8 protein-coding genes are annotated in these 9,842 nt (G+C 44.2%); 3 read left to right on the forward strand and 5 right to left on the reverse strand.

The features are described 5' to 3' along the window. Positions 1–64: 64 nt before the first annotated feature. Positions 65–1,342, reverse strand: a complete 1,278-nt coding sequence (locus tag ACFI6G_RS19895; RefSeq protein ID WP_102277584.1) for an NRAMP family divalent metal transporter — start codon at positions 1,340–1,342, stop codon at positions 65–67. 156 nt (positions 1,343–1,498) lie between these two features. On the opposite strand from ACFI6G_RS19895, the gene rluA reads away from it, so the two are divergent. After that, complete coding sequence (gene rluA, locus ACFI6G_RS19900) at positions 1,499–2,233, forward strand: bifunctional tRNA pseudouridine(32) synthase/23S rRNA pseudouridine(746) synthase RluA (protein WP_016788306.1); 735 nt, start codon at positions 1,499–1,501, stop codon at positions 2,231–2,233. Between the two features lie 34 nt (positions 2,234–2,267). Further along, positions 2,268–3,269 carry a D-2-hydroxyacid dehydrogenase gene (locus ACFI6G_RS19905; protein ID WP_462710438.1) on the forward strand — a complete coding sequence of 334 codons (1,002 nt, stop codon included), beginning with the start codon at positions 2,268–2,270 and terminating at the stop codon, positions 3,267–3,269. A gap of 73 nt (positions 3,270–3,342) precedes the next feature. On the opposite strand, the gene ACFI6G_RS19910 is transcribed toward ACFI6G_RS19905, so the two are convergent. The 4 genes from ACFI6G_RS19910 to argR all read right to left on the reverse strand — a co-directional run bounded on the left by ACFI6G_RS19910 (position 3,343) and on the right by argR (position 8,502). After that, positions 3,343–3,780 (reverse strand): universal stress protein, encoded by a 438-nt coding sequence (locus tag ACFI6G_RS19910; RefSeq protein ID WP_010434405.1) that lies wholly within the window; start codon positions 3,778–3,780, stop codon positions 3,343–3,345. Between the two features lie 107 nt (positions 3,781–3,887). Next, a complete protein-coding gene (locus ACFI6G_RS19915; RefSeq protein ID WP_010434408.1) occupies positions 3,888–6,467 on the reverse strand; it encodes a TRAP transporter permease in 2,580 nt (859 codons plus the stop codon). Positions 6,468–6,719: 252 nt separating this feature from the next. Then, positions 6,720–7,688 carry a TAXI family TRAP transporter solute-binding subunit gene (locus tag ACFI6G_RS19920; protein ID WP_010434410.1) on the reverse strand — a complete coding sequence of 323 codons (969 nt, stop codon included), beginning with the start codon at positions 7,686–7,688 and terminating at the stop codon, positions 6,720–6,722. 343 nt (positions 7,689–8,031) lie between these two features. Next, positions 8,032–8,502: a transcriptional regulator ArgR gene (gene argR, locus ACFI6G_RS19925; RefSeq protein ID WP_010434411.1), complete on the reverse strand. Its 471-nt coding sequence runs from the start codon at positions 8,500–8,502 to the stop codon at positions 8,032–8,034. 351 nt (positions 8,503–8,853) lie between these two features. Between argR and mdh the strand changes: the two genes are divergently transcribed. Further along, positions 8,854–9,789 carry a malate dehydrogenase gene (gene mdh / locus ACFI6G_RS19930; protein ID WP_010434414.1) on the forward strand — a complete coding sequence of 312 codons (936 nt, stop codon included), beginning with the start codon at positions 8,854–8,856 and terminating at the stop codon, positions 9,787–9,789. Positions 9,790–9,842 lie beyond the last annotated feature (53 nt).

Consider the following 9,842-nt stretch of genomic DNA (forward strand, 5'->3'; position numbering starts at 1 on the left):
GGCCTTCTTTTTATCTAGCGTTTGAAAGGTGTTTTGATTGTTGAAGCGTGCAATGGCAAAGAAATTACATTAACCATTTCCACCAAACAAATACGGCTAGGAAACCAAATAGGTAAATAAGACCTGCGACAGACAACCATTTTAGCTTAGTGCCAATCGCGAGCGCTTTTGGAAGCTTTGTTTTACTGACTAAGATGAAGTTAAGCAATGCGAAGAATGGCGTAGTTGCAAAAGCAAGTACCATCGCGAAATCAAGCATAGGCATTAAAGCAGCACTGAAGAACATCACGATGGAGAGTGCTGCGAGAGAGACGATGACGATCCAACCCTGTAGCATTTTTGGGCTGCTTTCTTTTTTAAATAATAGACGTTGTGATTCAGCAAGCACGCGTGAATAACCATCGATAACGGTAATGGTGCTGCCAAAGATACAGAAGAATGCGATCAGAGCGATTAATGGACGAGACCATTCACCAATCGTCGAAGCGTAGATACCCACCAATTGATGAGTGAAGCCAACACCAGAGCGAGACAGTTCAACACCTGAACCGTGAAGGACTAGCGCACCTAAAGCAACGAATACTAAAGCAAGCAGTGCTGTACCAATGTAGCCGACATTGAAATCGAACAGGGCTGATTGAGCGGTCACTTCTTGTTTCTCTTTTTGGCTTTTTAGCCACATAGAAGTGATGCTTGAGATCTCGATAGGAGCTGGCATCCAACCCATGGTTACCACGATAAAGCCGATAGCAGCCAATGACCAAGGCGACGGTGGAACAAAAGCCGCATCAGGTTCAACGGGAGAGCCAATCGCAATGGCGACTGCCGCTAAGGTTGTGATGGTCAGTATCGCCATGATCGATTTAGATAGCGTGTCGAGAGCGCGATAATGGCCGGCGAATAGAATGATTAAGCATGTCGCTAAAACGATCATGCACAATGTGCTGGTGGCCAAATCAAAAGGAACAAAGTAGCTAAGTAAGCTTGCACTGAATAACAGTAAGGCTGCGGTATTCACAACGGCTGAAATAGCACTCAAAATAGAAAAGATCACAAGGTAAGGGCGACCTAAGTTAGAGTAACCTTCCACCAAGCTTTGACCCGTTCCCAATGTATATTGGATGCCGGCTTTAAAGAACGGGTACTTAAATAGGTTCACGAGGATAATAAGAGCGGCAAGTTGCCAGCCATATATCGCACCAGCTTTAGTGGATGCAACTAAATGTGAACCTCCCACAGCAGCTGCTGCCATCATAATACCTGGGCCAAGAGACCGAATTAACGTTGATAGGGGAGCAGAGGTTTGTGCTTTTGTTGTTGTAGTTTTAACCGTACTTTCCATCATTTTTCCTTTGATGCTGACTTCTTATTTTCCGTTCCCCTATCAATACCATGTTTTGTAAGGTCGTCAACTTTTATGTACAAAAAAGACTTAAATTGTATTTTTTAATAAACAACTTGACCATAAGTTATTATTTAACAGTAACTAGAGGCTAGAATGGCGTTAGAACATTACGCACCACCGCGTGACCCCTGGATTGATATTGTTTATCAAGATGACGATATTCTTGTGGTAAATAAACCTGCTGGCTTACTTTCAGTTCCTGGGAGGTTACCAGAGCATTACGACAGTATGTGGAGTCGCCTAGTCGTGGATTTTTCAGATATTCAGGTGGTGCATCGCTTGGATATGTCGACATCGGGCTTGATGCTGCTCGCTAAACACAAACAAGCTGAGCGTCATTTGAAGAAGCAGTTTCAATATCGACTGACACACAAACTCTATTACGCGCGAGTATGGGGCCGATTGGAAAAAGCAGAAGGTTTGATTGATCTGCCACTCATTTGTGATTGGCCAAATCGACCGAGACAAAAAGTGTGCTTCGAGGATGGAAAACCCTCTCAGACTCGTTATATCGTCGAACAACAAGAGCCTCAAACCACACTGTTGAAGTTACTTCCTATTACGGGTCGTTCCCATCAGTTACGCGTGCACTGCATGGCGCTAGGGAATCCAATTGTAGGCGACGAGTTTTACGCAACGTCAGATGCGTTTAATTATAGCGATAGGTTAGCTTTGCACGCTTGTGAATTGAGTTTTTATCATCCGAGCACCAATCAATTATTCAAAGCCTTTGTCCCTTGTGACTTTTATCCTCAAGCACGAGCGCAAATTGAACAGCACTTTGAAATTGCGCCAGAGCTTCCAGACTACAGTAAGCTAAAAGCTTAGAATGACTCAATTGACATAAACTCAAGGACGTACAATGCCGAAGTTGAAAGTGGTCTTTCTCGACAGAGCCACCATCCCATCTCAAATCCATTTAAAACCGCTCAGCTTTGAACATGAGTGGTTGGAGTATGATTTTACAGCTCCCGATCTAGTTGCAGAGCGAGTCCTGGACGCGGACGTGATTATCACCAATAAGGTTGTGCTCAACGCAGGCAATTTATCTCAAGCACAACAACTTAAGTTAATAGCGGTTTCTGCGACGGGTGTGAATAACGTTGATGTTGATTACTGCAATGAGAAAAACATAGCAGTGGCTAATATCCAAGGTTATGCGACTCAATCGGTTCCCGAACATGTAATCGCGATGCTATTTGCGTTAAAGCGTAATCTCGTTGGTTACCATCAAGATATTGAAGCTGGTGAGTGGCAAAAGGATAAACAGTTCTGTTTCTTTACCCATCCGATTCAAGATATCGCAGGCAGTACATTGGGCTTAATGGGCAGTGGGAGCTTAGGACAAGCAACTGCCGCACTGGCTAAAGCGATTGGAATGAAAGTGATCTTCGCAGAACGTAAAGGGGCTGATTCTTGTCGAGAAGGGTATCTGCCTTTCGATGCTGTCTTACAGCAAGCCGATGCGATCAGCTTACATTGTCCGTTAACCGAAGCAACTCGCAATTTGATTTCAGAGCCAGAGCTAGCAATGATGAAACCAAGTGCGGTATTAATTAATGCGGGGCGTGGAGGGCTTGTCGATGAACAAGCTTTGGTTGAGGCTTTGGTCAATCATCAGATTGCAGGTGCGGGTATGGATGTGTTTACACAAGAGCCTGCGGACAAGTCGAATCCACTATTGGCTAACAGTCACTTATCCAATTTACTATTAACGCCTCACGTGGCATGGGGCAGTGACAGCTCAATTCAAAAACTGTCGGATATCTTAATGGATAACATCGAGGCATTTGTTGAGGGTAAGCCACAGAACTTAGTGAGTGAGTTCATTCATGATATGAGTGTCTTCATGGACGCTAATTAAGCGTTGCAGAAACAAAAAGGTTGGCTTTTAGGCCAACCTTTTTAGGTGTTTATCTTAACGTTTATCGAACGGGTTAGCCTTGAGGCTTAACCACTAACACATTGATTGGTGAGTTCTGTACGACTTTACTCGCGACTGAACCCAGTACAACTTTGTCGATTTTTGAACGCTTGTGGCTAGGCATGACGATAAGGTCGGCACCAAGTTTTTCAGCGTAATCTAGGATCGTTGTGTAGGTTTTGCCTTCGGCAACATGAACCTTATACACCACTTCATCATCGATGTGCTTATCGGCAAACTCTTTCAGCTGATTTTTAACATCGAGCTTCATTTGGTTCGCCGCATCTTTTGGGAAGTAAGACGCAACCATCGACATGTGAATGCCAGGTAGTACGTTCAGAATATGGATCTCAGCATTGCTGTGTTTTGCGTGCCATACCGCTAGCTCGACAGCTTTGTCTGAAAAGCCTTTGTCGTTAAGATCTACGGGAACAAGGATCTGTCTATACATGTATTCGTCTCTTTTTGAGCAGCGCTAAGTAAACACCAAACGCTGTAATTATCTTTTCCATGTAGTAAAAAAGCCAAATAGAGTAGAGCGCTACTTGGCTCTATCCATTACGCGCTAATCTCATCCTTACGAGCACGCCTTCTTTGGTTCATTGCTAAACCAATCAAAATCAGTAGGGCAGGCAAGAACACCCACTCTTTCATTGGTCGATCTGCATCTTGGATAACGGATTTAATTTCCCAATCAAAGTCAATACCAGCGGCTTCTGCAGGGCTACCGAACTCAACCATATCAACAATCATTTTGTCGTCAGCTTGTGTCAGCATTAAGCCCATTGAAGCAATACGGTCTTCACTTGTTGTTGCAGAATCTTCAAACGGAAGGCGAACTGTCTTCTCAGAATAGTTACCTTCTAAGTTTTCACCACCTACTCTCAATTCAAGTGATTGTCCCACAGATAGATTCTCTGTGATTTGAGCGATCTCAACTCCTGGTGAAAGAACTTTCTCTGGATAGATCATGTCCCACCAGAAACCAGGGCGGAAGAAAGAGAAGGTTAGAATCAACAGCAGTAATGTTTCCCACCACTTGTTCTTAGTAAACCACCATCCTTGTGTTGCTGCTGCAAAGATAAGTACTGCAGTAACAGAGGAGAAGATAGTCAGCGCTAAGTGCCACCAAGAATCAATCCCCATTAACAGTAGTTGGGTGTTGAAAATAAACATGAATGGCAATATCGCGGTCCGGATATCGTAGGTAAAACCTTGAATACCAGTGCGAATTGGGTCTGATTTCGCAATCGCGGCGGCAGCAAAGGCTGCCAAACCTACTGGAGGTGTATCATCCGCAAGAATACCGAAGTAGAACACAAACAAGTGAACCGCAATCAATGGAATGATTAGGCCGTGTGCTGCGCCCAGGGTAACAATGACCGGAGCCATCAAGGTTGAAACAACAATGTAGTTCGCTGTGGTTGGTAAGCCCATACCTAAGATTAAGCTGATTACCGCGGTAAACAACAGCATAAGAATGATGCTACCGCCTGAGATAAATTCAACGAAATCGGTCATAACAAGGCCGATACCGGTCAGAGTTACTACACCTACAACGGTACCAGCAGCCGCTGTCGCTACGCCGATACCGATCATGTTACGTGCGCCTGAAACCAAGCTCTCTGCGAGGTCAACGAAGCCCGCTTTGGTTTGTTCTGCAAGATCGTTCGATTTGTTCATCAGAGTCATCAAAGGACGCTGAGTGATCAAAATGAAGATCATGAAAACTGTTGCCCAAAATGCAGATAGACCCGGAGAGAAGCGCTCAACGGTTAGACACCATACTAGTACGACAATCGGTAGTAAGAAGTGAAGACCTGATTTAATCGTTGGGCCTGGGTCTGGAACCTCAGTAAGCTCAGCATCGATTTCCATGCCGCCTTCAGCGGCGTACTTTGCTGATACGCGAACGAGGGCAACATAAGCGATCAATAGCGCTACTGTCACGATTGGTGTTGCAGCATCGCCAAAGACATCTTTTGTCCAACCTACACCGTAATAAACCGCAGCGCTAATCACACATAGCCCAAGAATGGTACCCGTGAAGGAAAGTAGGCTTTGTACAAGTGTCGGTGTGTGACGGCGAGGTAAGCCAGTCATGCCCGCTTTACATGCTTCTAAGTGAACGATGTAAATCAGAGCGATGTAAGAGATTAGAGCGGGCAATAGTGCTGCTTTGATTACTTCTACGTAAGAAATACCCACATACTCAACCATCAAGAAGGCTGCTGCACCCATGATAGGTGGTGTTAATTGACCATTCGTTGAAGCCGCGACTTCTACCGCACCTGCTTTAGTACCTGGGAAACCGACACGCTTCATTAGCGGGATAGTAAAGGTACCTGTGGTTACCACGTTGGCGATAGATGAGCCTGAAACCAGGCCGGATAGGCCAGAAGCGACAACGGCTGCTTTCGCTGGGCCGCCTTTCATGTGGCCAAGTAAGGAAAACGCGACTTTGATAAAGTACGCGCCGGCGCCTGCTCGTTCTAGCATTGCACCAAACAGTACAAACAAGAATACAAATGATGTTGATACGCCAAGTGCAACACCGAATACACCTTCAGTTGTTAGCCACAGGTGCGACATTGCCTTGTTTAGGCTCGCACCTTTGTGGGCAATAACGTCTGGCATGTGAGGGCCGCCAAAGGTGTAAAGTAGGAATACTGCTGCCACAACCATAAGAGGTGGACCTAAAGCGCGTCGTGTTGCTTCAAGCAGTAGAATCATTCCGAAAACGGCCGCAACAATATCAAATGTTGTTGGTGCGCCCGAACGTTCAGCGAGTTCAGTGTAGAAAATATAGATATAAGAAGCTGAAAAGCTACCAACAAGCGCTAATATCCAGTCGACAGCAGGGATGCGATCCCGAGGCGAATTTTTCATGGCTGGATAAGCGGTAAAGGCTAGGAAAATAGCAAATGTAAGGTGAATTGCTCGAGCTTCAGTATCGTTTAAAATTGCGAAGTTAAAAATGAACGGCAGCGGAGATGCATACCAAAGTTGGAACAGTGACCAACATAGAGGCACAAACCATAAAATACGGCCTTGGATACCGTGAGGGCTACGCGCACCAGTATCTGATTGTGCCACCATTTCTTGCACATCTGGAGACGGTGTTGTTGTCTGCGTCATGTACTTTATCCTTATTATTGATGGTCTGCCTTTCTTACGAACAACGAGACATTATTTATCCCTTATCTAGTGTAGTGAACTGACAGGTAAATGCGTTTTTGTTCGTCTTTGTCTTAGGCTTGATACGAAGGTAAGTTCTCCAAATTGGAGAAACTTAAAGGTTTGCTCTTTTCACTTGGGTTATTTTTATAAACGTGAAAAGCCAATAAGGAGGGCATGCCTCCTTATTGGTAGAGTAAGCTTAAAGTAGAGTTACTTTAGAAGACCTACTTCTTTGTAGTATTTTACTGCGCCAGGGTGAAGTGGGATAGAGATACCCGCTTTAACCATGTCTTCTTTCTTCAAGTTAGCAAATGCTGGGTGCAGGCGTTTGAATGTAGCGAAGTTTTCAAATACTGCCTTAGCAACGTTGTATGCAACTTCTTCAGAAACGTCTGAAGTCGTTACCATTGTTGCAGCAACACCAAAGCTGTTTACGTCAGCGTCTGTACCACGGTACATGCCAGCAGGAACTGTGCTGTAAGCGTAGTATGGGTTTTCAGCTACGATCTTGTCGATCTGTGGACCTGTTGCTGAAACCAGTTTTGCATCACAAGACGTTGTTGCTTCTTTGATTGATCCGTTCGGGTGACCAACCATGTAGATGAATGCATCAATCTTGTTATCACAAAGTGCTTGTGAGCGCTCAGAACCTTTTAGTTCAGAAGCAAGCTTGAAGCTGTCGTTAGTCCAACCCATAGCGTCCATTACAACACCCATGGTTGCACGATCACCAGAGCCTGGATTCCCAATGTTTACACGCTTGCCAGCAAGGTCAGCAACATTGTTGATACCAGCATCGGTGCGAGCGATGATGTTGAACGGTTCTGTATGTAGAGAGAACATAGCGCGAAGTTTCTTGTATTCGCCCTGATCTTTGAACTTACTTGTACCGTTGTAGCCGTGGTATTGCCAGTCCGATTGAACAACACCGAAATCAAGTTCACCAGCACGGATGGTGTTAACGTTGTAGATTGAACCACCAGTAGACTCTACAGAACAACGGATGTTGTGGTCTTTGCGGCCCTTGTTCACTAGCTTACAAATTGCACCGCCAGTTGGGTAGTAAACACCTGTAACTGAACCAGTACCAATTGTGATGAACTCTTGAGCATTAACTGCGCCAGCGCCCATTACAGCAGCTGCAATAGCACCAACTTTAATCAGTTTGGTAAATGCCATGAATTTCCCTTCCTTTATTCATTATTAACCCTGAAACAAGTGTAGTTGTTTCTGGAGTTTCCTATTTGGAAACGGCACCTTTTTCAATCCATGTGATGAAAAAGTGTCTGAATAATATCAAAAATTGGCAGAAAATTACTCGAATGTTAAAAGATATAGCTAATAAATCTAACAAATGAGGCTTAGATATCGTGTTTAATTTGCTACTGATTTTTTTAAAATCAATGGTTTAGTGTAGATAACAGGGGGAGGGGGGATATATTCTAGGATGTGATTTGGATCACGAAGTAAATAGATATTCATGATCCATTAGTACGGTTGATAGTTATGAAACCGGGAACAATTAGCCAGCGTATTCAAACAGTTCGCATACTGAATCGAACAATTGCTTAGTGGTGACCGTCAAGGTTGGGGTGATGAAGATTGTATCATCGCCTGCGACTACACCCAGTATGCCTTCTGACTTACCTAATGAGTCTAATAAACGAGCGATAAGTTGTGCAGCACCAGGGCCTGTGTGTATCACAACTAATGCATTGTTGTGGTCAATATCTAGTACTAACTCTCTTAAAGAGCTAGAAACTGTCGGAACACCAAGTTCAGCTGGAAGGCAGTAAACCATCTCCATTTTTGCATTGCGAGTTCGAACAGCACCAAACTTGGTTAACATACGCGAAACTTTGGATTGGTTGATGCTTTCAAAACCTTCGTGTTTGAGGGCGTCAACAATTTCACCTTGCGAACCAAAACGTTCTTCTTTTAATAGAGCTTTAAAAGCGCGAACTAAGTTGTCTTGTTTTTCTGTATTGCGCATATGTCATTCTTATTCATTAACAAAGATATTTGCATATTCTCGCATACATATTCAATTTTAGCCAAAGTATCCCAGTAATTTGTTAGTCATATCACTGTAAATTTTTAATAGAATAATGTGTTATTTGCGACGAGTTATTTTGTTATTTCAGTCGATTATCGCCATAATGCGAACTCGCTGTGTAGCACGGTTTTATTGACTTGCGCGAAGTCGCAAAGCTGGCGTTAATTGATTGTAATCACTTTGTGATTAATATAGTTTTTTAACGATAATTTAGCTTTTTAGCCTTAATCTAGCTCAAGAACTACCCTACAAAGAATTTATAAGAGAAAGCTCTCAAGGAGAATAACAATGAAAGTAGCTGTTATTGGTGCCGCTGGTGGCATCGGTCAAGCCCTAGCCCTATTACTTAAGAACCGTCTACCTGCTGGTTCAGATCTTGCACTTTACGACATTGCACCGGTAACACCGGGTGTAGCTGCCGATCTTAGCCATATCCCAACCCCTGTTTCGATCAAAGGTTATGCGGGCGAAGATCCAACACCAGCACTAGAAGGTGCGGATGTTGTACTTATTTCTGCGGGCGTAGCTCGTAAGCCTGGTATGGATCGTGCGGATCTTTTCAATGTTAATGCTGGCATTGTTAAGTCTCTAGCTGAGAAAATTGCAGTTACTTGTCCTACAGCTTGTGTTGGTATCATTACTAACCCAGTAAACACAACAGTGCCAATCGCTGCTGAAGTACTTAAGAAAGCGGGCGTTTACGACAAGCGTCGTTTATTCGGTATTACGACTCTTGATGTGATTCGTTCTGAAACGTTCGTTGCTGAGCTTAAAGATAAAGATCCAGGCGATGTTCGTGTTCCTGTTATCGGCGGTCACTCAGGTGTTACGATCCTTCCTCTTCTTTCTCAAGTTGAAGGCGTAGAGTTCACTGATGAAGAGATCGCAGCGCTAACGACTCGTATCCAAAATGCAGGTACTGAAGTTGTTGAAGCTAAAGCGGGTGGCGGTAGTGCTACTCTATCTATGGGTCAAGCGGCTTGTCGCTTCGGTCTTGCTCTAGTGAAAGCGCTTCAAGGCGAAGAGAACGTGATTGAGTGTGCATACGTTGAAGGCGAAGGCGAGCACGCGCCATTCTTCGCACAACCAGTTAAACTTGGCAAAGAGGGCGCAGAAGCGATCCTTAGCTACGGTGAGTTGAGCGACTTCGAACGCAACGCACTAGACAGCATGCTAGAAACGTTAAATGGCGATATTGAGATTGGTGTTGAATTCGCTAAATAAGTGATAGATAACTAAACTCTGCTAAAAAGACAGTTAACGAAAGCCGATCCTTG

This window comes from Vibrio sp. PSi01 (assembly GCF_054960695.1).

Excerpts from the sequence above, each read along its gene's own strand:
- ACFI6G_RS19895 (WP_102277584.1), bottom strand. The coding sequence starts at position 1,342 with ATGGAAAGTACGGTTAAAACTACAACAACAAAAGCACAAACCTCTGCT.
- ACFI6G_RS19910 (WP_010434405.1), bottom strand. The coding sequence starts at position 3,780 with ATGTATAGACAGATCCTTGTTCCCGTAGATCTTAACGACAAAGGCTTT.
- ACFI6G_RS19920 (WP_010434410.1), bottom strand. The coding sequence starts at position 7,688 with ATGGCATTTACCAAACTGATTAAAGTTGGTGCTATTGCAGCTGCTGTA.
- ACFI6G_RS19915 (WP_010434408.1), bottom strand. The coding sequence starts at position 6,467 with ATGACGCAGACAACAACACCGTCTCCAGATGTGCAAGAAATGGTGGCA.
- argR (WP_010434411.1), bottom strand. The coding sequence starts at position 8,502 with ATGCGCAATACAGAAAAACAAGACAACTTAGTTCGCGCTTTTAAAGCT.
- mdh (WP_010434414.1), top strand. The coding sequence starts at position 8,854 with ATGAAAGTAGCTGTTATTGGTGCCGCTGGTGGCATCGGTCAAGCCCTA.
- ACFI6G_RS19905 (WP_462710438.1), top strand. The coding sequence starts at position 2,268 with ATGCCGAAGTTGAAAGTGGTCTTTCTCGACAGAGCCACCATCCCATCT.
- rluA (WP_016788306.1), top strand. The coding sequence starts at position 1,499 with ATGGCGTTAGAACATTACGCACCACCGCGTGACCCCTGGATTGATATT.